We start from the raw sequence: 26,467 nt of genomic DNA on the forward strand, positions 1-26,467 counted from the left end.
GCAACCTCGTGACAGTAAAGTGAAATCTCAGGGTAGCCGGGCGCGGATCGAGGCCTCGATGCCATCCGCGTCCAGGCCGCACTCGGCGATCAGCTCGGCAGGCTTGCCATGCTCGATGAAGGCATCGGGTAGCCCGAGATTGAGCACCTCCACCTGCACTCCCTCGGCCATCAACAGTTCGTTGACCGCGCTGCCGGCCCCGCCAGCGACCACGTTTTCCTCCAGGGTCACCAGCAGGTCGTGATCGTCGGCCGCGGCCAGTACGGCGTCACGGTCCAGCGGCTTGATCGAACGCATGTTGAGGTGGCTAGCCGCGAGGCGTTCGGCCACCTCCGCCGCCGGCCCATTGAGGCTGCCAAAGGCCAGCAGGGCCACTCGTACCTCGCCTCCAGTGCCACGACGCCGCCATTCGGCGCGGCCGATCTCGATCGGCTCGAGGTGCTCGGGCGTCGCGACGCCCGGGCCGGTGCCACGCGGATAGCGCACCGCGGCCGGGCCGGGGTGGTGGTAGGCGGCACTGAGCATCGCGCGGCACTCGGCCTCATCGGCGGGTGCCAACACCACCAGCCCCGGCACGCAGCGCAGGTAAGAGAGATCCAGGCTGCCGTGGTGGGTGGGGCCGTCCTCGCCCACCAGGCCGGCGCGGTCGATGGCGAATGTGACATCGAGCTCCTGCACCGCCACGTCATGGATCAGCTGGTCATAGCCGCGCTGCAGGAAGGTGGAGTAGATCGCCAACACGGGCTTCATGGCCTCGCAGGCCAGGCCCGCGGCCAGGGTCACCGCATGCTGCTCGGCGATGGCCACGTCGAAGTAGCGCTCGGGGTACTCCTTCGAGAAGCGCACCAGGTCGGAGCCCTCGCGCATGGCCGGCGTGATGCCGACCAGGCGCTCGTCCACCGCCGCCATGTCGCACAGCCAGTTGCCGAAGACACGGCAGTACTTCTGCTGGCGGCTTGCCGGTGGGCTCTTTGGCTTGAGCGGCGGTGGCGTCTCGCCGTTCTTTTCCAGCTTGGTGATGGCGTGGTAGCCGATAGGGTCGGCCTCGGCGGGCAGGAAGCCCTTGCCCTTGCACGTCTTAACATGAAGGAACTGAGGCCCCTCCAGGTCGCGCATGTTATGCAGGGTATCGATCAATAACGGCAAATCGTGGCCGTCGATGGGTCCAATATAGTTGAAGCCCATTTCCTCGAAGAGCGTGGCCGGGCTGACCATGCCCTTCATGTGTTCCTCGGTGCGCCGTGCCAACTCCAGGGCACCGGGCAGGTGAGAGAGCACCTTCTTGCCACTCTCGCGCATGTTGAGGTAGGGCTTGCTGACCAGGATGCGCGCGAGGTAGCTCGCCATGCCACCGACGTTCTCGGAGATCGACATCTCGTTGTCGTTGAGCACCACCAGCAGGTTGGCATCCACGTGACCGGCATGCGCCAGGGCCTCGAAGGCCATCCCGGCGGTCAGGGCGCCATCGCCGATCACCGCACAGACGCGGCGCTTCTCGCCGCGGGTGCGGGCGGCCAGGGCCATGCCCAGGGCCGCAGAGAGCGAGGTGCTCGAATGGCCCACGCCGAAGGTGTCGTACTCCGACTCGGCGCGCCGCGGGAAGGCAGCAAGGCCGCCGTACTGGCGGATGCCGGTCATCGCCTCACGACGCCCGGTGAGAATCTTGTGGGGATAGGCCTGGTGGCCCACATCCCATACCAGGCGGTCGTAAGGGGTCTCCAACGCCTGATGCAGGGCCACGGTAAGCTCCACCACGCCCAGACCGGCGCCGAAATGGCCGCCGGAAACGCCCACGCTATAGAGCAGATAGGCGCGCAGCTCATCGGCCACCTGGGCCAACTGGCCGGCATTCATGGCGCGCAGCGCCGCCGGTGTCTCCAGGGTATCGAGCAGCGGCGTGGCCGGACGCTCGACGGGGATGTCATCGAACAGCTTCATGTAGACCCTGTAGTGTCAATGGTCACGCTCGATCATGTAGCGGGCCAGGTCGGCCAGGGGAGTGGCGGCCACGCCCAGTGGCGTCAGAGCCGCCAAGGCCGTCTCGACTAACTCATCGGCCCGCCGGCGAGCGCCCTCGAGCCCCAGCAGACTCGGATAGTTGGGCTTGGCCCGGGCGGCATCCGCCCCTGAGGTCTTGCCCAGGGTAGCGGTATCGCCGGTCACGTCGAGGACGTCGTCGTGGATCTGAAAGGCCAGGCCGATGGCATCGGCATAGGCGTCCAGGGCCGCCAGCCGCGGGTCGGCCTCGTCGACGGCAACCAGGCCGCCGAGACGCACGGCGGCGCGGATCAGCGCACCGGTCTTGTGGCCATGCATGGCTGCCAGCGCCGCCGAATCAGGATGCCCGCCGACCGCGGCGAGATCCAGCGCCTGGCCGGCCACCATGCCGTCGCGTCCGGCGGCGCCGGCCAGGCTGGCGACCAGTGCCGGCAGCCGGGGGTGGGCGGTCCGCGCCAGCACCTCGAAGGCAAGGGCCTGAAGCGCATCACCGGCGAGTATCGCGGTGGCCTCGTCATAGGCGCGATGCACCGTTGGCTGGCCGCGGCGCAGGTCATCATCGTCCATGGCCGGCAGGTCGTCATGGACCAGCGAGTAGGCATGAACCAGTTCCAGTGCCATGGCCGGGGCATCCAGATCGTCGTCCGCGGCGTCCAGGGCACGGCCGGCCGCATAGACCAGCACCGGCCTCAGCCGCTTGCCACCCACCAGCAGGCCGTGGCGCATGGCCGCTTCGAGACGCGGCGAAGGGGCCGAGCGCGCCGTGAAGAGCGCCTCGAGACCCGTATCGACCCGGGCACGATCCGCGGCCAGGCGTCCTGCTAGGGAATCAGCGCTCACCATCGTCCTCCGCAGAAGGGGCGTCGAAGGGTTGCAGGTCAACCCCGCCGGCCTCGCCCTCGGTCAGGGTGCGCACTCTCAGCTCTGCCTCGTCGAGCCGACGCTGGGCGTCTCGAGTCAGGCGCACCCCCTGCTCGAAGGCGGCCAGCGACCCCTCCAGCGACAGTTCGCCGGACTCCAGTCGCTCGACAAGCTGCTCGAGCCGCTCGACGGTGGCGGCGAAGTCGGCCGGTGCCGGCTCCTCGCCGTTTCCTTGGCTGTGATGTTCCGCCATCGCCTTTCTCGCTGGTGGCTTGTACATGGGCGGACAGTATACACGCTCTCCCCGGGGGGTCGTCTGCCCCGGCCCGGTCTCACCCAACTTGCATGCCATTCACTCCGGAAGCTCAGCATTTTCATCCTCGCTCATGGCGGCTGTGGTAAGCTACCGGCCCTGTTTCGAGCCTGTCCTAGCCCCTCTCCGGCGGGCCATAGGCTCTTCAGCATCTTCATGACACATGCAAGCGGCGCGCGCCGACCAAGGGGTTGAATCGACCATGGCCAAAACGTCCCTGGACAAGAGCAAGATCAAGATCCTGCTGCTCGAGGGCGTCCACCAGAGCGCGGTGGACAATCTACTCAATGCCGGTTACACCAACATCGAGCACCTGCCGACCTCGCTGGACGAGGCAACGCTGATCGAGAAGATCCGCGACGTCCACTTCATCGGCATCCGCTCGCGGACTCAACTCAACGAGCGCGTCTTCGACGCGGCCGAGAAGCTGGTCGCGGTGGGCTGCTTCTGTATCGGCACCAACCAGGTGGATCTCGATGCTGCTCTGGTGCGAGGCATCCCCGTCTTCAACGCGCCTTTCTCCAACACACGCTCGGTAGCCGAACTGGTGCTGGCCGAGGCGATCATGCTGCTGCGCGGCATCCCCGAGAAGAGCGCCAGCGCCCACCGGGGCGGCTGGATGAAATCCGCGAAGAACGCCCATGAGGCGCGCGGCAAGACCCTCGGCATCATCGGCTACGGCAGCATCGGCTCGCAGCTCTCGGTGCTCGCCGAGTCGCTGGGCTTCGACGTCATCTACTACGATGTGATAACCAAGCTGGCGATGGGCAATGCTCGCCAGGTGGCAAGCCTCGAGGAACTGCTGGCCCGGGCCGATGTGGTCAGCCTGCACGTGCCGGACCTGCCCTCCACCCGCTGGATGGTCGGTGAAGCCGAGATCGCCCTGATGAAGCCGGGCGCCATCCTCATCAACGCCTCCCGCGGCAGCGTGGTGGTGATTGAGGCCCTCGCCGAGGCACTGAAGGCCGGTCGCCTCCACGGCGCCGCCATCGACGTCTTCCCGGTAGAGCCCAAGGGCAACGACGAGGAGTTCGAGAGCCCGCTGCGCGGTCTGTCCAACGTCATTCTCACCCCGCACATCGGCGGCTCCACCCTCGAGGCCCAGGAGAACATCGGCATCGAGGTCTCCGAGAAGCTGGTCACCTACTCCGACAACGGCACCACCGTCAGCTCGGTCAACTTCCCCGAGGTGGCCCTGCCGGCTCACCCGGGCAAGCACCGTCTCCTGCACATCCACGAAAACGTGCCCGGGGTCCTCTCCGAGATCAACCGCGTACTCTCCGAGAACGACATCAACATCCTCGGCCAGTACCTGCAGACCAATGAGCGCATCGGCTACGTGGTCATCGACGTGGACAAGGCCTACGGCTCGCGGGCGCTGGAGGCCCTGCGCCAGGTGAAGCATACCCTGCGCGTACGGGTGCTCTACTCGGAGAGCAGCTACGCCGGCTGAGCCCCGCCCTCCTTCGGCAGACCAAAGCCGCCGCGTCGATGACGCGGCGGCTTTTTCATGGTTCTACCACGACTTGACAGATCACACTTACCCTATCACTTTGTACACAATCCATGCCGCTTATTGACTGATACTGAAAGTACACACATGAAGCCGACTTCACAGACCTTATGGATCCGGGCTCCCCTCGCCTGCAGCGATACGCGTGCCGCCGGCGGTGTGGTGATCCGCGACTCGCGCATCGTCGAGGCCGTGCCGGCGGGCGGCACCCCCGCGACGCCGATCGACACGACCTTCGACGCTTCGGCGCATGTGCTGCTGCCGGGGCTGGTGAACACACACCATCACTTCTACCAGACCCTGACCCGCGCCTATTCGCCGGCCCTGAACAAGGAACTCTTTCCCTGGCTGACGACCCTCTACGACGTCTGGGCCAACCTCACCGAACCCCAACTGGCGCTGGCCAGCGAACTCGCCATGGCCGAGCTGCTGATGTCCGGCTGTACCACTGTGGCCGACCATCACTACGTCTTCTCCGGCGCGCTGGAGAGCGCCATCGATGTCCAGGTGGAAACCGCCCGTCGCCTCGGCGTGCGTGCCGCCCTCACCCGGGGGTCGATGAGCGTGGGCCGAGACGACGGCGGCCTGCCGCCCCAGTCGGTGGTGCAGGACGAGGCCACCATCCTCGACGAGAGCGCCCGCCTCATCGACGCCTATCACCAGCGCGGTGACGGCGCCATGACCACCATTGCCCTGGCGCCCTGCTCGCCCTTCTCGGTGAGCCGCGAGCTGATGCAGGAGAGCGCCCGCCTGGCCGAGGAGAAGGACGTACGCCTGCACACCCACCTGGCGGAGACCGAGGACGAGACGGCCTACTGCCAGCGACTCTTCGGCATGCGCCCGCTGGACTACCTGGAAGCCACCGGCTGGCTGGGCCCGCGCACCTGGCTGGCCCATGGCATCCACTTCAACGACCAGGAAGTCGCTCGCCTGGGGCAGGCCCGCACCGGCATCGCCCACTGCCCGTCGTCGAACATGGTGCTGGGCTCCGGCATGTGCCGAACTCTGGAGCTCGAGGCGGCCGGCTGCCCGGTGGGCCTGGCGGTGGACGGCTCGGCCTCCAACGATCACTCCAACCTGGCCGAGGAGATGCGCCAGGCCCTGCTGCTGGGCCGGCTGCGCTACTCGCCGAGCCAGGTGACCCACGACGACGTGATCCGCTGGGCCACCCAGGGCTCGGCGGGGTGCCTGGGCCGCACCGACATCGGCGGACTGGCGCCCGGCCAGCAGGCCGACCTGGCGCTGTTCCGGCTCGATGAGGCTCGTTTCTCGGGAGCCGAGAACCCGGTGGCGGCCCTACTGCTGTGCGGGGCCCATCGCGCCGACCGGGTGATGGTCGCCGGGCGTTGGCGCATCGAGGACGGCCGACCCCGAGACTTCGACCTCGACGCCCTGCTGGCCCGCCATGACCAGGCCGCCCGCGAGCTGCGCGGGTCACTCTGATTCCCTTCCCGTTTCCAGCCGTGTTCAACCACGTCCAACAATGACAACAGGAGACACCCCCATGACCACCGAATCCAGCGACGCAAGGACGGAGCATCGGGTGCGCAGCACCCGGGACGTGGACGCCATGCCGCCCCTGGGACGCGCCATTCCCCTGGGGCTGCAGCACGTGCTGGCGATGTTCGTCGGCAACGTGACCGTGCCCATCATCATCGCCGGTGCCGCGGACCTCTCCGCCGAGCAGACCACCTTCATGATCCAGGCCGCCATGTTCGTGGCCGGGGTGGCCACCCTGGTGCAATCGCTGGGGCTCGGTCCCATCGGGGCCCGGCTGCCCATCGTCATGGGCACCAGCTTCGGCTTCGTGCCGGTACTGATCCCCATCGCCGTGGGCATGGGGCTGCCGGCGGCCCTGGGCGCGGCGCTGTGCGGCGGGGTGGCCATGGCTCTGGTGGGGCTCTTCCTGCCCTGGTTCCGCTTCCTCTTCCCGCCGGTGGTCACCGGCACCTTCGTGATCATGCTCGGCACCCTGCTGATGCCGGTGGGCCTGGCCTATGTAGGCGGCGGCTTCGGCGCCGAGGACTTCGGGGCCTCGCACCACCTGCTGCTGGCGGGACTGGTGCTGCTCATCACCTTGGGCCTTCACCAGTTCGGTCGCGGCATATGGTCTGAGGCGGCCCCGCTGATCGGCCTGCTGGCCGGCTACGTAGCGGCCACCGCCTTCGGCCTGGTGGATTTCTCCGCCATCGGTGGCGCCGCCTGGGTCTCGCTGCCCACGCCGCTGGCCATCGGCCTGGAGTTCCACTGGGCCGCGGTGCTGCCGGTGGTGCTGCTGGCCGTGGTGACCTGCGCCGAGTCGATCGGTGATATCGCCGGCACCACCGCGGGGGGGCTGGATCGCGCGCCCACGGCGAAGGAACTCTCCGGCGGGGTGATGGCCGACGGCCTCGCCAGCGTCTTCGCCGCCATCTTCAACGCCTTCCCCCAGATCAGCTTCAGCCAGAACGTCGGCATGGTGGCGCTGACCGGGGTGGTCAGCCGCTACGTGGTAGCCATCGGTGGCGGTTTCCTGGTCATCGCCGGCCTGCTGCCCAAGCTCGGCGCCATCGTCTCCAGCATTCCCAATGCGGTACTCGGCGGCGCAGTGGTGATCATGTTCGGCATGATCGCCAGCGCCGGCATCAAGATGCTCTCCCATATCGACTTCAACAAGCGCAACATGGTGATCATCGGGGTCTCGCTGTCGGCGGCCATCGGCCTGCCGGCTCAGGAGGGGCTCTATGCCAACCTCTCCGACAACCTCCAGGCGATCATAGAATCGGGGCTGATCCCCGGCGCGCTGTGCGCCATCGTCCTCAACCTGATCCTGCCCAACGAGGAGCGCCCCTTCCGCAGCGACGTCTGACGACACCTACCCCGGCGAGGAAGGCCCCCGAGGTGCTATTCTGGGGGGCATTCCCTTTCATCGGAGACCCCAGCATGCAGGATGACAGCCCCCTCGTTCGGCGCCACGATCTCGATGGCGTGACCACCCTGACGCTGAACCGGCCGACGCACTTCAATGCCCTCTCCGAAGAGATGCTCGAGGCACTGGGCGGCGAACTCGACCGCCTGGCCAACGATGAGGGCGTGCGCTGCGTGGTGCTCGCCGCCGAGGGCCGCGCCTTCTGTGCCGGCCATGACCTCAAGCAGATGCGCGCCACGCCCGACGAGGCCTACTACCAGCGGCTCTTCGCACGCTGCGGGGCACTGATGCAGGCCATCGTCGCCCTGCCGGTGCCAGTGATCGCCAGAGTCCAGGGTATCGCCACCGCGGCCGGCTGCCAGCTGGTGGCCAGCTGCGATCTGGCCGTGGCCGCCCGCTCGGCACGCTTCGCCGTCTCGGGCATCAATGCCGGACTGTTCTGCTCCACCCCGGCGGTGGCACTCTCGCGCAATGTCGGCCGCAAGCGGGCCATGGAGATGTTATTTACCGGTGAGTTCATCGACGCCGACCGCGCCCACGACTGGGGGCTGGTCAACCGGGTTGCCGACGACGCGGCCCTCGATGAGGCCGTGAACCAGCTGACCGCCAGCATCTGCGCCAAGAGTGCCGTGGCGGTGCGCACCGGCAAGGCGATGTTCCACCGCCAGCTGCAGATGCCTCTGGACGAGGCCTACGCCTATGCCGGGGATGTGATGGCACGGAACATGATGGCCGAGGATGCCGGCGAGGGCATCGACGCCTTCATCGAGAAGCGTTCGCCCGAGTGGCGACACCGCTAAAGACGCGGTGTCGGGGCTGGATGGAAGCCATTTCCGCAACCGCGACAGCGCCAAGTCGACACGGTATCCTGTAGCCTCCAAATAACGTGGCAAGAGGACAAACCGGGTGAGCGACGGCAAGCGCAGAACAGCGGGACGACCCGCCGGGTCAGGCAAGAGTACCAGCGGCCACAGCCAGTCGCTGGTGCGCGGACTCAATCTGCTCGAGCGCCTGTCGGCTAGTCCCGGCGGCCTGGCACTGTCTGAAGTGGCCGAGCAGGCGGATCTCGCTCCTTCCACTACCCACCGGCTGCTGCAGGCCCTGCAGAGCCAGGGGTTCGTGACCCAGGACAGCGAGCTCGGCGTATGGAAGATCGACGTAAAGACCTTCCGCATCGGCAACAGCTTCATCGAGGCCCGCGACTTCGTGGGCACCAGCCGCCCCTTCCTACGCCGCCTCACCGCCCAGACCGGCGAGACGGCCAATCTCGGCGTGCGCGACAACGGCACGGCGGTCTTCCTGGCCCAGAGCGAGTCACCCCAGATGATGCGCATGATCACCCGGCTCGGCTCCCGGGCGCCGCTGCACGCCTCGGGTGTCGGCAAGGCACTGATGGCCTGGCTGCCTGACGACGATTTCGAGCGCATTCTCGACGAGCGGGGCCTGGCCCGCGTCACCGAGAACACCTTGCACACTTCCGAAGCGCTGCGTGAGGGACTGGCCGAGATCCGCCGCCAGGGCTTCGCCTGTGATCGGGAAGAGCACGCCATCGGCCTCCACTGCGTGGCCGCCTGCCTCCACGACGAACACGGCATCCCACTGGCCGCCATCTCGGTTTCCGGCCCAAAGGCCCGCATACCCGAGGAGCGACTGGCCGAACTGGGCGCACGAGTACGCGACACCGCCGCCGAAATCACCGCGCAGCCTGGGCTGGTGCGCGTTCTCCACGGCCGCGCGAGCTCGTGGTCGAGGCGTGCGCAGGCCGCGGGTCGCCATGCAGCTAGCCGCCACGCGCCTGCCTGGGGCTGCCACGCTTCCGATTGCGCTCGCTGGCAACGGATGCGTCCCAGCTCGGTTTCCCGACACGCCGCATGGCTGGTACTGGAATCAGGTGAGCGCCGGGGGCCACTCCCAGCAGGACTGCTTCGTCGACTTCACCGGCAACGGGCGCACGCGCTGCAACATGGCCGGCAACTTCTACGTGCGCCTGGTGATGGACCGTGACGCCGCGGCCACCCCCGCCATCTGCAGCACGTCCTGACCGCGACATCACAGCCGCCACCGATAGCGCCGAGCGGTCTGATACACTTTCTGTGGTAAAATATCCTTTGCAGTAACATTTACCCGCCATGGTCTAGACGCGCTCGAAACCAGGGCTGTTCGCAATACCTGGAAGAGGGAACCGGCTCGTATTCATGTCATCCGCCTCAGAGTGTGTCGCTACTCTTGTCGACAACTTCCAGAAACGCCGGCCGATTCGCGCCGGCTCGCTGATCATCACCCTCTACGGTGATGCGATAGCGCCACGCGGCGGTACCGTCTGGCTGGGCAGCCTGTCGAAGCTACTGGAACCGATCGGCATCAACGAGCGACTCGTACGCACCTCGGTCTATCGGCTGACGCGGGAAACGTGGCTGCAGGGCGAGAAGGTCGGCCGACGAAGCTACTACAGCCTGAGCGGGCCGGGGCGCCGCCGCTTCGAACAGGCCTTCAAGCGCGTCTATCACGGCGCTCAGGCACACTGGTCGGGCCAATGGACCCTTGTGCTACTGAGCCAGCTGGACACCGCACGCCGCCAGAAGGTGCGGGATGAATTGGAGTGGCTGGGCTTCGGCCACTTCGCCCCCGGCCTGCTTGCCCACCCCATGCTCAGCCGCGCCGAAGCCATTGCCGCCCTGCAGGAGATTGGAAACGCCGACGATGTCATCGTCATGCAGACCGAGGCCCTGGAGCCACTGGCCAGCAAGCCCCTGCGCCTGCAGGTACGGGAAAGCTGGAACCTCGATGAGCTTGCTGAACACTATCAGTGGTTTCTGACCCTATTCCGCCCGCTGTGGAAAGCACTCAACGAGGAAAACCACCTCGGCGAGGAAGATTGCTTCATCGCCCGCACCCTATTGATCCATGAATACCGGCGGGTACAGCTGCGTGACCCCCAACTGCCCGACGAACTGCTGCCCACCGCCTGGGAGGGGCGCAATGCTCACCAGCTGTGCCGCAACATCTATCGCACCATCTACCAGCGCGCCGAACGCTGGCTCGACCGTCACCTGGAAACCGCCGAGGGTCCGCTGCCGGCGCCTGGCCCAAACTTCTACCAGCGCTTCGGAGGGCTGGAGTAAAAGTGGCATTCGCGCCAACGAGGTCGGAGCCCGCTAAGCGCCAACCCACCGGGCTATGTCTAGCGCCTACCCTTGGCCCGCAAACGCAAGCGCCCCCTGCCATGGCAGAGGGCGCTTTGAGGTACCGTCGGCCACGATGGGCCTCATTGAATGATCTCTTAGCTTATGAGGCCTGGCCCTTGTCGAGGGTCTGCTGTTTGGGCTGAGTGTCTCCGGCGTTCAGCCGGGGACGGTCGACGTCCAGCTCGGCCAGCGGCTCGCAGGGCTCCAGGCTGTCGCGGCAGCGCTCGGTCAGGCGCTGATACTCACGTGTGCCCTGCTGCTTCCAGGCCACCTCCTGGTCGCTCAGCTCACGCTTGACCTTGGCCGGGGCCCCCATCACCAGCGACTGCGGCGGGCATTCGAAGCCGGTCTTGACGAAGGCCGCCGCGGCGACAATGGAGCGCGCGGCGATCACAGCGCCGTCCATCACCACCGCGTTCATACCCACCATGGCATCCTGGCCCACCACGCAGCCATGAAGCACGGCGCCGTGGCCGATATGGCCATTCTTCTCCACCCGGGTGACGCAGCCGGGGAAGCCGTGCATCACGCAGGTATCCTGGAGGTTGGCGCCCTCCTCCAGTACCAGTTGTCCGAAGTCGCCGCGCATCACCGCCCCGGGTCCCACATAGCAGCCCGGGCCGACGATGACGTCACCGATCAGCACCGCGGTGGGGTGTACATAGGCGGTAGGATGCACCACCGGCGTCACCCCCTCGAGTCGATAACAGGGCATGTGTGCCTCCTTATTCCGGTTGGCCGTGACGGCGGCTCTGCACCACCACGAAGCGGGATGTCACGAAGGCCTGGTCGCTCAACGAGGCGTTGGCCGCCGGATTGCCCCCGGTTGCATGGAAATCGCTGAAGGCGGCGGACTGGTTGACGAACACGCCGCCATCCAGGTTGAGCGAAAGCGGTGCCGCCACCTCCATGGCTAACGTCTCGAACTTCTCGGCCACGCCGTCATCGGTGGTATAGGCACCCAGCGTGATCGCCCCCTTCTCGCCGATCACCTCGCGGGCCAGATGAATGCTGTGGTCGGTGCTGTCGGTGGCGATCACGAAGCTGATCGGTCCGAAGCGCTCCTCACTGTAGGCATCGCGCTGGCTGGCGTCGACCTTGAGCAGCAGCGGGGTATGAACGCGCGCTTTGGGAAACTGGGCATGCTCGCGGGGCTCGCTGTCAAGCAGGACCTCTCCGAGGCCGCGGCACTCATCGATGCGTGCCGCGGTCGCCGGCGACTGGATGGCCCCGAGCACCGCGCAGGCGCGGTCGTTATCGGAGAGGAACTTCTCGACGGCCTTGGCCAGGGCGCCAGCAACCTCGTCGAAGCTCAGGGGCCCCTCGGCGGTCTCGATCCCCCCTTTCGGCACATAGATGGCCTGGGTAGTGGTGCACATCTGGCCGGAGTAGAGACTCAGTGCGAAGGCCAGGTTCTGGGCCACCGCCTTGAGATTGTCGACGCTGTCGATGATCACGGTATTGATGCCGGACTTCTCGGCAAAAACCTGGGCCTGGCGGGCGTTGTCGATCAGCCAGTCCCCGAAGGCGCTGGAGCCGGTGAAATCGATGAGCTTGACGGCCGGGTCCAGGGCCAGCTGCTTGGTCACCGGGGCATCAACGCTGTCGGGCATGAGACTGACCAGACAGGGATCGAAACCGGCCTCCTCGAGCACCTCCTGGGCGACGCGGGCGGTCATGGCCAGGGGAAGGATGGCCCCCGGGTGCGGTTTGAGGAACACCGGGTTGCCGGTTGCCAGACTGGCGAACAGGCCCGGGTAGGTATTCCAGGTCGGGAAGGTGGAGCAGGACACCACCAGGGAGATACCACGTGGCACGATATGGTAGCGCTTGTCGAGCACCAGCGGATCATGCTTGCCCTGGGGCTTGACCCACTTGGCCGTCGCCGGGACCTGCGACATCGCCTGCCAGGCGTAAGCGACGGCCTCGAGACCGCGATCCTGGGCATGGGGCCCGCCGGCCTGGAAGGCCATCATCGGCGCCTGGCCGCTGGTATGCATCACTGCCTGAGCCAGATCCGGGCTCATGGCGTTAAGCCGGGCCAGGATCTCCAGGCAGACCCCGACCCGCACTTCGGCGCCGGCATCACGCCAAGCCGGCATGGCGGCCTGCATCGCCTTGATCAGGCCGGCCTGCTCGGGCTGGTCGTAGGTCACGCCCAGTTCGAAACCATAGGGGGAAACCTCAGCGCCGACCTGACTGGCCACCGCCGGTGCCTTGACCAACGAAAAGGGTCGCTTGAGCAGCGCCTCGAAGCGCTGTGGGGCGCCCTTGACGGCCTCTTCCGGATACTTCTTGATGTTTTCCGGGTAGGGCGTCCAGTAACCGCGGGTCGTGATGGCATCGACGGCCTGGTCCAGGGTCTCGCGATGACGATCGAGCATCTGCTGGGCTTGCTGAGACATGCATGGCTCCTGCAATGAGCGGCCGTATTCGATACGGAATAGAGCGAAAGAATATTCATAGCGTAACAAAACATCAAACCGCTCCCCGGGCGCGTCTTGCCACCCATGGCCGGAACTCCAGCGTAAAAAGTCAATATATCAATCTATTACACTTATTCTGCTGCGGCGAACAGCAATCTTTCGACCATGGTCTAACCCCTCCGCAATGGTGGACATTACGAAGCTATAACTTACTGAAAAAATAGCAAAAAAACCTCATTTTCAATGAAACACGATACATCAGTGCGCGAGCCTGCAGGTTGATGCGTATCAAAAAAAACCTATACTCGGCCCCATGACCGCCCATGGCAGGCAGCGAATTCGTGCGTCTTGCCATCGCCATGCCGAAGACGAGGACAGCATGCCGAATCACCTGATCGTCGAAGGACCACAGCAGGGGGTGCTACGCATCACCCTGCATCGCCCGGAGGCGCTGAACGCCCTCAATACTGCCCTGCTGGGCGAGTTGGCCGAGACCCTGTCCGCCGCCGAGGACGATAGTGAGGTGCGTGCCGTGGTAATCACCGGCAGCCAGCGCGCCTTCGCCGCCGGCGCCGATATCAAGGAGATGGCCGCCCGTGATCTGGTGGGCATGCTGGAGGACCCTCGCCAACGCCACTGGTCCACCATCGCACGCTTCGGCAAGCCGATCATCGCCGCCGTCAACGGCTTTGCCCTGGGTGGCGGCTGCGAGCTGGCCATGCACGCCGACATTCTCATTGCCGGCGAGGATGCCAAGTTTGGTCAGCCCGAGATCAATCTCGGGATCATGCCCGGCGCCGGCGGCACCCAGCGCCTGGTGCGCGCCGTCGGCAAGTCACTGGCAACCCAGATGGTACTCACCGGTGAGCCGATCGACGCCCGCCGCGCCCTGGAGGCCGGCCTGGTCAGCGAGATCACCCAGCCCGAGCTGACCGTCGAGCGCGCCCTGGCCATCGCCGAGAGCATCGCCGCCAAGGCCCCGCTGGCGGTCCGCTTGGCCCGGGAGGCGCTGCACAAGGCCGAAGATACCGACCTGGCTACCGGCCTGCGCTTCGAGCGCCACGCCTTCACCCTGCTGGCCGGCACCGACGATCGCGAGGAGGGCATTCGCGCCTTCCAGGAAAAACGCCCCGCCACCTTCAACGGGCACTGACACAGGATACCCCTCATGAGTGAAGCGCCCCTGCTCTACGCCGTGGAAGACGGCGTCGCTCGCATCACCCTGAATCGACCCGACAGCCTCAACAGCTTCAACGCCGAAATGCACGCCGAGATGCGTCAAGCACTCAAGGCCCTGCGCCAGGACGGCAGCGTTCGCGCCCTGCTGCTGACCGGCAACGGGCGCGGCTTCTGCGCCGGCCAGGACCTCTCCGACCGCAACGTGGCCCCCGGCGCCGAGGCACCGGACCTGGGCGAGTCCCTGGAGAAGCGCTACAACCCCATGCTGCGCACCCTCAAGGACCTGCCGTTTCCCGTCATCTGCGCGGTGAACGGGGTGGCCGCCGGCGCCGGGGCCAACATCGCCCTGGCCTGTGACATCGTGCTCGCCGCTCGCTCGGCCAGCTTCATCCAGGCGTTCTGCAAGATCGGCCTGATCCCCGACTCCGGCGGCACCTGGACGCTCCCCCACCTGGTCGGCATGGCCCGCGCCAAGGGGCTAGCCATGCTGGGCGACAAGCTCAGCGCCGAACAGGCCGAACAGTGGGGCATGATCTGGAAGGTCGTGGATGACGAGTCCCTGCAGGATGAAGCGCTCTCCCTGGCCCACCATCTGGCCAACCAGCCGACGCGCGGCCTGGCCCTGATCAAGCGCGCCCTGCACGCCAGCACCGACAACAGCTTCGACACCCATCTCGACCTGGAGCGTGACCTGCAGCGCCTCGCCGGCCGTACCGACGACTACCGCGAAGGCGTCAGCGCCTTCATGGACAAGCGCCAACCCAGCTTCAAGGGGGAGTGAGATGCCAGCTCTCGCAACCAACGACATCATCGCCGTGATCGGCGCCGGCGCCATGGGGGCCGGCATCGCCCAGGTCGCCGCCCAGGCCGGTCACCCGGTGCGGCTCTACGACAACCGCGACGGCGCCGCCCGGGAGGGCGTCACCGGGGTACGCCGCCAGCTCGAGAAGCGCGTCGCCAGAGGCAAGATGGCCCAGCAAGAGGTGGATACCATCATCGCGCGCATGACGCCAGTGGATGGCCTTGCCGAGCTGGCCGACAGCCGCCTGGTGGTGGAGGCCATCGTCGAGAACCTCGAGGTCAAGCGTCAGGTGTTCGCCGAACTCGAATCCCTGTGCGGGCCAGATACGCTGCTGACCAGCAACACCTCCTCGCTGTCGATTACCTCCATCGCCGCCAACCTCGAGCGTCCCGAGCGCATGGCTGGCATGCACTTCTTCAACCCCGCGCCAGTGATGAAGCTGGTCGAGGTGATCTCGGGACTGGCTACCGACGCCGAGGTTGCCGAGACCCTCTACGCCACCGCCGAGGCCTGGGGCAAGGTGCCGGTCCATGCCAGCTCCACGCCCGGCTTTATCGTCAACCGGGTAGCACGCCCCTTCTATGCCGAAGGGCTGCGTCTGCTTCAGGAGGGTGCCGCCGCACCCGCCACCCTGGACGCTCTGCTGCGCCAGGCCGGCGGCTTCCGCATGGGCCCCTTCGAGCTGATGGACCTGATCGGTCACGACGTCAACTACGCCGTGACCCGCTCGGTGTTCGACGCCTACTTCGGCGACACCCGCTTCGAGCCTTCACTGGTGCAGCAAGCACTGGTCGAGGCCGGTCGCCTGGGCCGCAAGAGCGGCCTGGGCTTCTACGACTACAGCGAGAATGCCGAGAGCGACGTCCCCGACTTCGCCTCGCCCGTTAAGGCCGAGCTGCCGCCGCTGGTCGCCGAGGGCCAGCTCGGGACCATCGCCCCGCTGGTGGCCCGCGCCGAGCAGGCAGGCCTCGAGGTCGTTCGTCGCGGGAGCGTCACCGGTCAATCGCGCTTGCACCTGGGCGGCCTGACCCTGGCCCTGAGCGACGGCCGCTGCGCCACCGAGCACGCCCTTGACGAAGGTCTCGAGGCCCTGGTGCTTTTCGATCTCTGCCTCGACTACGGCGAGGCCAGCGCCATCGCCCTAGCGGCCAGCCCCGGCGTCGACGCCGAGAACCGCGACCTGGCCACGGCTCTTTTTCAGCGCCTGGGCCTGGACGTTGCCTGGATCACCGATACGCCCGGGCTGGTGGTGCTACGCACCGTTGCCATGCTGGCCAACGAGGCCGCCGACGCCGTGCTGCAGGGCGTATGCAGCGCCCGCGACGGTGACCGTGCCATGCAGGCCGGCCTCAACTATCCCCGCGGCCCGCTGGCCTGGGCCGACGACCTGGAGCTGCGCTTCGTTCACCGCACCCTGACGCATCTACAGCAGAGTTACGGCGAGGAACGCTATCGCGCCTCCTTCCTGCTGCGCCGCAAGGCCCTGGCCGAGGAGTCCTTCACATGAGCGACAGCGAACTGAACCCCCAGCAGTTGGCCGAGGCCTGCGCCGAGGCGATGTTCTCCCGCGACGGCGCCAGCCAGGGGCTGGGCATGCGTATCGAGAGCGTCTCCCCGGGCCGGGCGGTGCTCTCCATGACGGTGCGTGAGGACATGGTGCAGGGACACGGCAACTGCCACGGCGGCTTCCTCTTCACCCTGGCTGACTCCGCCTTCGCCTTCGCCTGCAACACCTATGACGAAGCCACCGTGGCCTCGGGCTGCAGCATCGACTACCTGGGCCCGGGACAGCTGAACGACGTGCTCACCGCCACCGCCGAGGAACGCAGCCGCCGCGGCCGCACCGGCATCTACGACATCACCGTGCGCAACCAGCACGGTAACGAGGTCGCTCTGTTTCGCGGCCGCTCCTACAAGGTCCGCGGCACCGTCCGCCGCCTGGAAGACACTGCCGCCGGAGAGAACGCATGAAAGACGCACTGATCATCGACGCCATCCGCACCCCCATCGGCCGCTACGGCGGAGCCCTCGCCCCGGTTCGCCCCGACGACCTGGGCGCCGTGCCAATGCGCGCCCTGATGGAGCGCAACCCCTCGGTGGACTGGGCAGAGATCGACGACATCTACTACGGCTGCGCCAACCAGGCCGGTGAAGACAACCGCAACGTGGCGCGCATGTCGGGGCTGCTCGCCGGCCTGCCGGTGGAGGTTCCCGGCACCACTATCAACCGCCTGTGCGGTTCCGGCATGGATGCCGTGGGCAACGCCGCCCGCACCCTCAAGACCGGCGAGGCGGGCCTGATGATCGCCGGCGGCGTCGAGAGCATGTCGCGCGCGCCCTTCGTCATGGCCAAGGCCGAGTCGGCCTTCTCGCGCCAGGCCGCAATCTACGACACCACCATCGGCTGGCGCTTCCCCAACCCGCAGTTGAAGAAACTGTTCGAGACGCACTCGATGCCGCAGACCGCGGACAACGTTGCGGCCGAGTTCAACATCTCCCGCGAGGATCAGGACGCCTTCGCGCTGCGCTCGCAGCAGCGCTGGGGCGCGGCCAATGCCGCCGGGCGTTTCAAGGACGAGCTGGTGCCGGTGGAGATCCCGCGCAAGAAGGGCGACCCGGTCGTGTTCGACACCGACGAACATCCGCGCCCAGACACCACGCTCGAGACGCTGGCCAAGCTGAAGGGCGTGAATGGCCCCGAACTCAGCGTCACCGCGGGTAATGCCTCGGGCGTCAACGACGGCGCCTGCGCTCTTCTGCTCGCGTCCGAGGCGGCCGCCACCCGCTACGGCCTCGCCCCGTTGGCGCGCGTGGTAGCCATGGCGACTGCCGGCGTGCCGCCGCGCATCATGGGGTTTGGCCCGGCGCCCGCCGTTCGCAAGGTGCTTGCCCAGACCGGCCTGACCCTCGAGCAGATGGACGTCATCGAGCTCAACGAAGCCTTCGCGGCACAGGGACTGGCCGTGCTGCGTGACCTCGGCCTCGCCGACGACGAAGAGCGCGTGAACCCTAACGGTGGCGCCATCGCCATGGGCCATCCGCTGGGCATGAGCGGCGCGCGCCTGGTCACCACTGCGGCGTACGAGCTGCAGCGGCGCAATGGCCGCTATGCACTGTGCACGATGTGCATCGGCGTGGGTCAGGGTATCGCCCTGATCATCGAGCGCCCTTAATAACAGCTCACAACACCCCCTGCGACCGGAGTCCCCCATGAACCAACGCGTAAAGTCCACCGACACCGCCAGCCTCGACGAGCTGCGCGCCACTCAGCTCAAGCGTCTGCAGTGGAGCCTCAAGCACGCCTACGAGAATGTGCCCCACTACCGGAAGTCCTTCGACCAGGCCGGCGTGCATCCTGAGGAGATCAAGAGCCTCGAGGACCTTGGCAAGCTGCCCTATACCACCAAGGCCGACCTGCGCGACCACTACCCCTTCGGCATGTTCGCTACGCCGATGAGCGAGGTGGTGCGCGTGCATGCCTCCAGCGGCACCACCGGTCAGCCCACCGTGGTCGGCTACACCCAGAACGATATCGATATCTGGGCCGACGTGGTGGCCCGCTCCATCCGCGCCGCCGGCGGCAGCCGTAACGACAAGGTACATGTGGCCTACGGCTACGGCCTGTTCACCGGCGGGCTCGGCGCCCACTACGGCGCCGAGCGGCTGGGTTGTGCGGTCATCCCCATGTCGGGTGGCCAGACCGAGAAGCAGGTTCAGCTGATCCGCGACTTCGAGCCGGACATCATCATGGTCACCCCTTCCTACATGCTCAACATCGCCGATGAGATGGAGCGCCAGGGTATAGATCCCCGCGAACTACCGCTGCGTACCGGCATCTTCGGTGCCGAGCCCTGGACCAACGACATGCGTCTCGCCCTGGAGCAGCGCCTGGGCATCGACGCCCTGGACATCTATGGTCTCTCCGAGGTGATGGGTCCGGGCGTCGGCATGGAGTGCCTGGAGACCAAGGATGGCCCGACCATCTGGGAAGACCACTTCTACCCCGAGATCATCGACCCGGTGAGCGGCGAAGTGCTGCCGGACGGCGAGTACGGCGAGCTGGTGTTCACCACTCTCACCAAGGAGGCGCTGCCGGTGATTCGCTACCGGACACGCGATCTCACACGTCTGCTGCCGGGCACCGCACGCCCCATGCGCCGCATCGACAAGATTACCGGGCGCAGCGATGACATGCTGATCATCCGTGGCGTCAATGTCTTCCCGACCCAGATCGAGGAGCAGCTGCTCAAGATCGAACAGCTCTCACCCCACTACGAGATCGAGGTCACGCGGCAGGGCAACATGGACATGGTGCTCGTGCGGGTCGAAGCGTGCAGCCACGACGTCGCCCGTGATCCGGTGGCCTGCGAGCAGCTGGCCAAGCACCTGCAGCACGCCATCAAGACCTATATCGGCATCAGCACCCAGGTGGATGTCTGCGGCGTGGAAGAGGTCATGCGCTCCTTGGGCAAGGCCAAGCGGGTGAAAGACTTACGTTGATCGACAGTCTCGACATTAAAACCCTTTATAAACAAATAGCTATATAAATACCATAAATGGCGACACAGAATTTGATAGAAAACCTGAATTTTCGTGTCGCTTCAAGAGTCGGTCTGCTATGCTGAGCTGAACAGCACCGCTGTATAAGCTCAACCGATAACTGGAGAGCATGATGATGTCTTCCGAACAAAATATTTCCCTTCAAGAACAGCAGTTCATGCACAAGATCAAGGCAGAAGAGAAGATCGAGCCCAAGGACTGGATGCCCGAGAAGTACCGCAAGAACTTGATTCGTCAGATTTCACAGCATGCGCACTCGGAAGTCATTGGCATGCAACCGGAAGGCAACTTCCTGAATCGCGCGCCTTCCTTGCGCCGCAAGGCGATACTGTTATCGAAGATCCAGGACGAGGCTGGCCACGGTCTCTATCTTTACAGCGCCGCGGAAACCCTGGGGATTACTCGTGAGGAGATGATCGAAGCGCTGCAGAGCGGCCAGGCCAAGTACGCTTCCATCTTCAACTACCCTGCCCTGACCTGGGCCGACATGGGGGCGATTGGCTGGCTGGTTGACGGTGCGGCAATCGTCAACCAGGTATCCCTGCAGCGGACCTCCTATGGCCCCTATTCGCGCGGGATGATCCGTATCTGTAAGGAAGAGAGTTTCCACCAGCGTCAGGGCTACGACATCATGTTGTCGCTGGTCAACGGCAGTGCCGAGCAGAAAGCCATGGCGCAGGACTCGCTGAACCGCTTCTACTGGCCGGCGCTGATGATGTTCGGTCCACACGATTCTGAATCCGCGCACTCCGCCAAATCCATGGAGTGGAAAATCAAGCGCGAGACGAACGATGATCTTCGCCAGAAGTTCGTCGATCAGACCGCTTCTCAGATCGAGTTCCTCGGGCTCGAGCATCCGGACAAGGATCTCGAGTGGAATGAAGAGCGCGACCATTACGATAGCGGCGAGATCGACTGGGAAGAGTTCCATAATGTGATTGCTGGTAACGGTCACTGTAACCGTCAGCGCCTGGAGCATCACATCAAGGCCCATGAAGAAGGCGCCTGGGTGCGTGAAGCTCTGGCTGCCTACAATGCCAAAAAACAGGCCCATAGAACGGAAGCCGCTTAAGGAGACATCGCCATGCAAGATAACGCCCTGGAACTCTTCGAAGTCTTTATCCGCTCCAAGCGCGGGCTCGATCACAAGCATGTAGGAAGCCTACATTCCGAGGATCACGCCCAGGCGCTTGAGTATGCCCGGGATGTCTATACCCGACGCAGCGAAGGCGTGAGCATCTGGGTCGTCAAGTCTGCCGATATCTGTGCCTCCCAGGAGGATGATGCGGAAGATTTCTTCGATCCCAACGATGACAAACCGTATCGGCATGCGACTTATTACGACCTCCCCGATGCCGTCAACAACATGTAGCTGCTCAGGAGCACACGTAATGAGCGACACCATCAAGGATGCCACCCTCGAGTATGCGATTCGCTTGGGCGATGACGCCAATGTCTTGGGTCACCGAATCTCCGAATGGGTGAGTCGTGGCCCCTTCCTGGAGGAAGACATCGCCTATGCCAACGTAGCGCTGGACTACATCGGGCGTGCCCGCATGTTCTATGGCTACGCGTCGGAGCTAGCCAACGACGGGCGCACGGAGGACGATTTCGCCTATATGCGCGATGACCGTCAGTACCATAACCTGCTACTGATGGAAATGCCGAAGGAAGACTTCGCCTACTCTCAGGTCCGCCAGCTGTTCATCGATATCTATTACAGCTTGTTGCTACCCAAGCTCGTCGAGTCCAAGGACGACACCCTGGCAGCCATCGCCGCCAAGGCGATCAAGGAAACCCGGTACCACCTGCGCCGTAGCCGCGACTGGGTGCTGCGTCTGGGCGATGGCACCGAGGAGAGTCACCGACGCACGCAGCGCGCGGTGGACAGCCTGTGGGGTTATACCCACGAAATGTTCGAGATGGACGAGACCGAGCAATTATTGGCTGACAATGGCATTGGCGTCGATATCACCAGGCTGCGTGACGAGTGGCATCGACAAGTCAGCAGTATCCTCACGGAAGCCACCCTGAACGTACCTGAGGATGGCTGGGCGGTACGCGGCGGGCGTATCGGCTATCACACTGAGAACCTGGGTCACATGCTGACAGAAATGCAATTTGTTCACCGCTCCTACCCTGGCTGCCAGTGGTAACCGGGGCTAATGGGTGATTTTTATGAGCAAAATTTCATTAATGCCGGAGGAACAGTACCACCGGCTTCAACAGCGTGACACTTCTGAGGTTAAAGAGCTCTGGGATCTGCTTGATGAGGTCAAGGATCCTGAAATACCGGCACTGAGCATCTGGGATCTAGGAATCTTGCGCGATATCGAGCGTCGAGGCGACCATGTTATCGTCACTATCACGCCAACCTATTCCGGATGCCCGGCGATGGACACCATTACCGAGGATGTCAAGGCCGCACTGAACGCCAGGGGCTATGAAAGTCTTGAAGTAAAATTGCAGCTCTCACCGGCCTGGAGCTCCGAATGGATGACACAGGAGGGGCGTCGTAAATTACGCAACTACGGTATCGCCCCGCCGGATGATGCCGATGCCTCCGAGGACGGCTTGACACCCGACGCCCATGCGCTTTGCCCACACTGCGGCTCGCGTGATACGCGACTCATCAGCGAATTCGGCTCCACCGCCTGCAAGGCACTGTTCCAGTGTCAAGCATGCAAGGAGACCTTCGATTACTTCAAGACCATATAGGCCATGTGATGTCTGACACGAACTTCTATACGTTGAGAATCGCCGACGTCCAGCCGGAGACAGATACCGCCGTCCGGGTGACCTTCGATGTCCCGGAGGAGCTGAAGGAAACATTCGACTTCATTCAGGGCCAGTTCTTGACGCTGCGAACCAGGATCGATGGAGAGGAAGTACGCCGTTCCTATTCTATCTGTTCCGGTGTCAAGGATGGCCACATGCGCGTTGGTATCAAGCGTGTAAGGGATGGAAAGTTCTCCAACTACGCCAATGATCACTTCAAGCGTGGTATGGAGATCGACGTCATGCCACCACAAGGAAATTTCTATACCAGGCTCGACCCCGAAAATGCCAAGAGCTATATGTGCATTGCCGCGGGCTCGGGCATCACACCGACACTATCTATCATCAAGTCGGTACTTGATGTCGAGCCCAAGAGCAAAGTGACACTGATTTACGGTAACCGCCGAACCAATTCCGTCATGTTCAAGGATGAGCTGAGCTTCGTCAAGAACCGTCATATTGACCGCTTCCAGTGGATCAATATCATGAACTACGAAGATCAAGGAGCGGATCTTCTTAACGGCAAAATAGACAACAGGAAAGGCTATGAGCTGCAGAAAAGCGGCCTGATCGATATCAAGAATACCGACGAGGCTTTTATTTGCGGCCCTGAAGCCATGATGGCCGAAGTTTCACATGGCTTTCGTCTCGAAGGCTTAAGCAATGAGCAGATTCATTACGAACTTTTCGCAAACTCTGCGGAAGACTCCGAAAAGATGCTAGCGAAGGCGCAGCAACGCATCGCAGAATATGGTGAAGAGAAGAGCAGCAAGGTAACGGTGGTTGCGGATGGCCGCTCGGTGATGTTCGACCTGGCTACGGTAGGCGAGAACATCCTCGACGCAGGCATCGCCAACGGCATGGATCTTCCTTACTCTTGCAAGGCCGGTGTCTGCTCCACTTGCAAGTGCAAGCTGGTAGTAGGCGAAGTGGATATGGATGTGACCCATGGTCTCGAGAAACATGAAATCGAAGCGGGCTATGTTCTGAGCTGCCAGGCTCATCCCCTTTCCGATGAAGTGACCCTTGATTTCGATCAGCGCTGATGCTCGGCTTGTTCTACCTGAATACAAATAGCACCCTTACAATCAAGCTACCACATCGAAAATGAACGCTGTTGCGGGCTAGCTGATCACTTATATGGCTCAGACCATTTCAGCCGTCGGCAAGGAATCGGCGAATCGGATGATCGCTGATCAATATGCGTAATCAGGTCAAATTTTTCATTGAGAGAACGCTTAATGTCAGTCCTTCAAAGTTACATTGCCGGCCAGTGGCTGGGTGAAAGCCCAGCCAAGGCTCTGCCAAGCGCCATCAACGGCGATATCATTGCCCATACCCACGAGGAAACCATCGACTTTGCACAAGCCGTTGAATACGGCCGCAACACCGGTGTGAAAAGCCTCCTGGCGCTGGATTTCCAGCAGCGCGCAGCCATCATCAAAGAGTTGGCCATTTATATTCAGGAACGCAAGGAAGAGCTGTACGACATTTCCCATCATACCGGCTGCACCCGAGCGGATTCCTGGATTGATATCGAGGGCGGCTTCGGTACCCTTTTCACCTACGCCACCACCGGCCGCAAGGAACTACCTTCTGGCAACGTGGCCCATGAGGGGCCGGTGACCCAGCTGGGCAAGGACAACCACTTCAATGGCACTCATATTCTGGTGCCCCGGCGTGGCGTGTGCGTTCACATCAATGCCTTCAACTTTCCCATCTGGGGCATGCTGGAGAAATTCGCTCCCGCGTTCCTGGCCGGCATGCCCTGCATCGTGAAGCCGGCCACCGCCACCAGCTACGTGACCGAAGCCGCGGTTCGCGTCATCAACGACTCCGGCCTGCTGCCCGAAGGCGCACTGCAGCTGATCATCGGTGGCACCGGGGACCTGCTGGACCGCCTGGAGGAACAGGATTTCGTCACCTTCACCGGTTCCGCACACACCGCCCGGAAGCTTAAGAGCCATCCCAACATCATGGCCCGCAGCATTCCCTTCAACGCCGAAGCGGATTCCCTCAACAGCGCCATCCTGGCGCCGGATGTCAGCCCTGAAGACGAGGAATTCGGGATCTTCGCCAAGGAAGTGGTCAAGGAGATGACCGCCAAGGCCGGCCAGAAATGTACCGCGATCCGCCGGGTCATGGTACCGGCCGAGCACCTGGATGCGCTGGCGGACACCATCAGGGGACGGCTGTCGAGGATCGTCGCGGGCGACCCGAAAGAGGAAGGCGTGCGGATGGGCCCCCTCTCATCCAGCGATCAGTTCCGGGACGTCAACGAAGCCATCGACCGACTGCTGGAAACCAGCGAATGCGTCTTCGGCAAGGATGGCAGCTTCACGCCCGTGGGCCAGGGTGTCGAAAATGGCGCCTTCATCGCCCCGCACCTGCTGATCAACCACAGCCCGCTCAAGGACGGTGGCGCCCACGATATCGAGGCCTTCGGCCCGGTAGCCACCCTGATGCCCTATAACGGCATCGACGAGGCCCTGGCCATTGCCGCCAAGGGCAAGGGCAGCCTGGTGACCACCCTCACCACCCGGGACCCCGCCATCGCCGCACAGATGATCCCGGTACTGGCCGCCCAGCATGGCCGCCTGCAGATCCTCGACGCACAAGCCTCGAAGGAATCCACCGGCCATGGCTCTCCGCTGCCCATGCTCAAGCACGGCGGCCCGGGACGCGCCGGTGGCGGCGAAGAGCTCGGGGGCATTCGGGCGGTTCACCACTATCTGCAGCGCACCGCTATCCAGGGCTCCCCGACCATGGTCGCCGCGGTTACCCGTGAATACGTCCGCGGCGCGAACGTTATCGAAAATGACGTTCATCCGTTCCGTCGCCACTTCGAAGACCTGCAGATTGGCGAATCCCTGCTGACCCACCGCCGTACCGTCACCGAGGCGGATATTGTCAACTTCGGCTGCCTCTCCGGCGACCACTTCTACATGCACTTCGACGATATCGCCGCGCGCAAGACCCAGTTTGGACAACGCATCGCCCACGGCTACTTCGTGCTGTCCGCCGCTGCCGGCCTGTTCGTCTACCCGGGTGAGGGCCCCGTGCTGGCCAACTACGGCCTGGATACCCTGCGCTTCATTACCCCCGTCGCTCCCGGGGACACCATCCGCGCCCGTCTGACGTGCAAGCGCAAGATCGACCAGGGCCGAAGCTCACCGGACGGACATCCTCAGGGCGTCGTGATGTGGGACGTGGAAGTGACCAACCAGGATGACGAGCTGGTGGCCAGTTACGACATCCTGACACTGGTGGCGAAGCGACAGTAACTTGTAACTCCTCGGCCTTAGTGATTTGGGGCCATGCGCCCCAAATCCCGAGAATCCTTGCCGCGGTGCGAAAGCACCCGCCTGACAGATCACTTGACGCCATCTTCAAGCGGGTGCCCGCCTGCACTATCCCCTGCCCCGACGGCCACGAACACTCGCGCCGTTTATCCCGTCGCGCGTTCACTCTGCTCGGCCCCATGACCCATGAAGGTCTCGGCGTTGGGGCAGAAGCTGCCACACGCCTCGGCATCGACGCCGTCACGCATCGACCCCCAGCAGTGACCGACCACCTCGCAGCGGTTACAGGCAGATTCCAGTACCGCCAGCTCCTCCTCCGCAATGGCTGCCGGGCTCACCGCGAAAGTCGTCATCATCGCCGGCATCAACACCTCGGCGGGCTTGAAGGCCGGAACCCAACGGTCATCGAGGGTCCGCATCATCGCCCGCTCCAGTGGCAGGCTCAGCGGCTGCTCCAGATCCCGGGCCAGCTCTTCCAGGGCCTCGGGGGCATGATAGCGAAGCTCGCGAACCACGCGCTCCCCTTGAATGTAATCAGACAACCTTTCCATTGTTACTCTCCTCATCCGGTATCAGTTACTGCTCACTTTCAGGGTAGCCAAAAGAAAGTCACCCTGATTTGACTGCCGTCAAATCAGGGTG

23 protein-coding genes and 1 pseudogene are annotated in these 26,467 nt (G+C 64.2%); 18 read left to right on the top strand and 6 right to left on the bottom strand.

Annotated elements, in window-relative coordinates; translation table 11 throughout:
• Positions 1-27: 27 nt before the first annotated feature.
• From dxs to U5L98_RS14710, 3 genes are read right to left on the bottom strand one after another with little or no spacing between them, the layout of a single operon-like run.
• A complete protein-coding gene (gene dxs, locus U5L98_RS14700) occupies positions 28-1,938 on the bottom strand; it encodes a 1-deoxy-D-xylulose-5-phosphate synthase (RefSeq protein WP_322559053.1) in 1,911 nt (636 codons plus the stop codon).
• 15 nt (positions 1,939-1,953) lie between these two features.
• Positions 1,954-2,841, bottom strand: a complete 888-nt coding sequence (locus tag U5L98_RS14705; RefSeq protein ID WP_322559054.1) for a farnesyl diphosphate synthase — start codon at positions 2,839-2,841, stop codon at positions 1,954-1,956.
• Positions 2,828-3,112, bottom strand: a complete 285-nt coding sequence (locus tag U5L98_RS14710; protein WP_322559055.1) for an exodeoxyribonuclease VII small subunit — start codon at positions 3,110-3,112, stop codon at positions 2,828-2,830. Before U5L98_RS14710 ends, U5L98_RS14705 begins: the two co-directional genes overlap by 14 nt.
• A 262-nt stretch (positions 3,113-3,374) precedes the next feature.
• Between U5L98_RS14710 and serA the strand changes: the two genes are divergently transcribed.
• The 6 genes and pseudogenes from serA (at position 3,375) to paaX (ending at position 10,715) form a co-directional block, all read left to right on the top strand.
• Positions 3,375-4,625, top strand: coding sequence for a phosphoglycerate dehydrogenase (gene serA, locus U5L98_RS14715; RefSeq protein WP_322559056.1), 1,251 nt, complete (start codon positions 3,375-3,377; stop codon positions 4,623-4,625).
• A 147-nt stretch (positions 4,626-4,772) separates the two neighbouring features.
• A complete protein-coding gene (locus tag U5L98_RS14720) occupies positions 4,773-6,128 on the top strand; it encodes an 8-oxoguanine deaminase (protein ID WP_322559057.1) in 1,356 nt (451 codons plus the stop codon).
• A gap of 61 nt (positions 6,129-6,189) precedes the next feature.
• Positions 6,190-7,533 carry a nucleobase:cation symporter-2 family protein gene (locus U5L98_RS14725; protein WP_322559058.1) on the top strand — a complete coding sequence of 448 codons (1,344 nt, stop codon included), beginning with the start codon at positions 6,190-6,192 and terminating at the stop codon, positions 7,531-7,533.
• Between the two features lie 74 nt (positions 7,534-7,607).
• Complete coding sequence (locus U5L98_RS14730; protein WP_322559059.1) at positions 7,608-8,393, top strand: enoyl-CoA hydratase; 786 nt, start codon at positions 7,608-7,610, stop codon at positions 8,391-8,393.
• A gap of 106 nt (positions 8,394-8,499) precedes the next feature.
• A pseudogene (locus U5L98_RS14735) lies at positions 8,500-9,303 on the top strand (IclR family transcriptional regulator); the annotation flags it as partial.
• Positions 9,304-9,788: 485 nt separating this feature from the next.
• Positions 9,789-10,715, top strand: coding sequence for a phenylacetic acid degradation operon negative regulatory protein PaaX (gene paaX / locus U5L98_RS14740; RefSeq protein WP_322559060.1), 927 nt, complete (start codon positions 9,789-9,791; stop codon positions 10,713-10,715).
• A 163-nt stretch (positions 10,716-10,878) separates the two neighbouring features.
• Here paaX and paaY read toward each other — a convergent pair whose 3' ends face one another.
• Together paaY and paaN are read right to left on the bottom strand one after the other, a co-directional pair.
• Complete coding sequence (gene paaY, locus U5L98_RS14745) at positions 10,879-11,493, bottom strand: phenylacetic acid degradation protein PaaY (RefSeq protein ID WP_322559061.1); 615 nt, start codon at positions 11,491-11,493, stop codon at positions 10,879-10,881.
• Between the two features lie 10 nt (positions 11,494-11,503).
• On the bottom strand, positions 11,504-13,183 hold the full coding sequence (gene paaN / locus U5L98_RS14750; RefSeq protein ID WP_322559062.1) for a phenylacetic acid degradation protein PaaN: 1,680 nt from the start codon (positions 13,181-13,183) through the stop codon (positions 11,504-11,506).
• Positions 13,184-13,583: 400 nt separating this feature from the next.
• Here paaN and paaF point away from each other — a divergent pair, with 400 nt between their 5' ends.
• From paaF to paaZ, 12 genes are all read left to right on the top strand, one after another.
• Positions 13,584-14,357 (top strand): 2,3-dehydroadipyl-CoA hydratase PaaF, encoded by a 774-nt coding sequence (gene paaF / locus U5L98_RS14755; RefSeq protein WP_322559063.1) that lies wholly within the window; start codon positions 13,584-13,586, stop codon positions 14,355-14,357.
• A 15-nt stretch (positions 14,358-14,372) separates the two neighbouring features.
• A complete protein-coding gene (gene paaG, locus U5L98_RS14760) occupies positions 14,373-15,164 on the top strand; it encodes a 2-(1,2-epoxy-1,2-dihydrophenyl)acetyl-CoA isomerase PaaG (RefSeq protein ID WP_322559064.1) in 792 nt (263 codons plus the stop codon).
• A 1-nt stretch (position 15,165) separates the two neighbouring features.
• Positions 15,166-16,692 carry a 3-hydroxyacyl-CoA dehydrogenase PaaH gene (gene paaH / locus U5L98_RS14765; RefSeq protein WP_322559065.1) on the top strand — a complete coding sequence of 509 codons (1,527 nt, stop codon included), beginning with the start codon at positions 15,166-15,168 and terminating at the stop codon, positions 16,690-16,692.
• On the top strand, positions 16,689-17,156 hold the full coding sequence (gene paaI, locus U5L98_RS14770; RefSeq protein WP_322559066.1) for a hydroxyphenylacetyl-CoA thioesterase PaaI: 468 nt from the start codon (positions 16,689-16,691) through the stop codon (positions 17,154-17,156). Before paaH ends, paaI begins: the two co-directional genes overlap by 4 nt.
• A complete protein-coding gene (gene pcaF, locus U5L98_RS14775) occupies positions 17,153-18,358 on the top strand; it encodes a 3-oxoadipyl-CoA thiolase (RefSeq protein ID WP_322559067.1) in 1,206 nt (401 codons plus the stop codon). The genes paaI and pcaF overlap by 4 nt, the downstream gene beginning before the upstream one ends.
• A gap of 37 nt (positions 18,359-18,395) precedes the next feature.
• Entirely contained in the window at positions 18,396-19,685 is a 1,290-nt protein-coding gene (gene paaK, locus U5L98_RS14780; protein ID WP_322559068.1) for a phenylacetate--CoA ligase PaaK, read from the top strand.
• A 172-nt stretch (positions 19,686-19,857) separates the two neighbouring features.
• Complete coding sequence (gene paaA, locus U5L98_RS14785) at positions 19,858-20,817, top strand: 1,2-phenylacetyl-CoA epoxidase subunit PaaA (RefSeq protein ID WP_322559069.1); 960 nt, start codon at positions 19,858-19,860, stop codon at positions 20,815-20,817.
• A gap of 12 nt (positions 20,818-20,829) precedes the next feature.
• On the top strand, positions 20,830-21,117 hold the full coding sequence (gene paaB, locus U5L98_RS14790; protein WP_183324891.1) for a 1,2-phenylacetyl-CoA epoxidase subunit PaaB: 288 nt from the start codon (positions 20,830-20,832) through the stop codon (positions 21,115-21,117).
• 19 nt (positions 21,118-21,136) lie between these two features.
• A complete protein-coding gene (paaC, locus tag U5L98_RS14795; protein WP_322559070.1) occupies positions 21,137-21,901 on the top strand; it encodes a 1,2-phenylacetyl-CoA epoxidase subunit PaaC in 765 nt (254 codons plus the stop codon).
• Between the two features lie 22 nt (positions 21,902-21,923).
• Positions 21,924-22,463, top strand: coding sequence for a 1,2-phenylacetyl-CoA epoxidase subunit PaaD (paaD, locus tag U5L98_RS14800; protein ID WP_322559071.1), 540 nt, complete (start codon positions 21,924-21,926; stop codon positions 22,461-22,463).
• 8 nt (positions 22,464-22,471) lie between these two features.
• A complete protein-coding gene (gene paaE / locus U5L98_RS14805; RefSeq protein ID WP_322559072.1) occupies positions 22,472-23,569 on the top strand; it encodes a 1,2-phenylacetyl-CoA epoxidase subunit PaaE in 1,098 nt (365 codons plus the stop codon).
• Between the two features lie 195 nt (positions 23,570-23,764).
• Positions 23,765-25,807, top strand: coding sequence for a phenylacetic acid degradation bifunctional protein PaaZ (gene paaZ / locus U5L98_RS14810; RefSeq protein WP_322559073.1), 2,043 nt, complete (start codon positions 23,765-23,767; stop codon positions 25,805-25,807).
• Between the two features lie 164 nt (positions 25,808-25,971).
• Here paaZ and U5L98_RS14815 read toward each other — a convergent pair whose 3' ends face one another.
• Entirely contained in the window at positions 25,972-26,376 is a 405-nt protein-coding gene (locus U5L98_RS14815) for a hypothetical protein (RefSeq protein ID WP_322559074.1), read from the bottom strand.
• Positions 26,377-26,467 lie beyond the last annotated feature (91 nt).

It is taken from the genome of Halomonas sp. (assembly GCF_034520545.1).
GTDB lineage: Bacteria > Pseudomonadota > Gammaproteobacteria > Pseudomonadales > Halomonadaceae > Halomonas.